This is a genomic window from Arenibacter sp. S6351L (assembly GCF_023016025.1).
Lineage (GTDB): Bacteria > Bacteroidota > Bacteroidia > Flavobacteriales > Flavobacteriaceae > Arenibacter > Arenibacter algicola_B.
In genome coordinates this window covers 1-418 of record NZ_JALKBB010000115.1, presented here as the reverse complement: position 1 = coordinate 418, position 418 = coordinate 1, and the positions used below count along the sequence as shown (strand labels likewise).

Annotated in this window: 1 protein-coding gene; it reads right to left on the bottom strand. The window is 45.2% G+C overall.

The features are described from left to right. Positions 1-418 (bottom strand): hypothetical protein (locus MWU82_RS24145; protein WP_247098320.1); only part of this gene is annotated, 418 nt, incomplete at both ends.

Sequence of the window (418 nt, the reverse complement as noted above, 5' to 3'; positions counted from 1 at the left end):
CGTGGCCACATCCAATGTATACGGACTTACAGTAGTACCCGCTCCTGAACGTATTAAAGTTCCATCGGTCGCGTTTGTTACCTCGTTTCCGATTATACCATCATTTTCGGTAACGGTCACAGAGCCTAAATCTACCAAAATCCAGTCGGTTCCGTCCCATTGCATTACTTGGCCTGAGGCCGTACCATCGGCCAATTTCTCCAGGGCCACTGCATCATTGGCTATATCATCAGCTACTATTGTTCCATCCAAAATATCGGAGGACTCCACTGCGCCTGCAGCTATTTTAGCTGTAGTTATGGCGTCATCTGCAATCGTTAAATTAACATCGTTTAAGGTCGAATTTGCTCCACCGGTTACATCTATATCACTTGAAGTAATACTACCATCACCTGTAATATCCGTTGGATCTACAGTG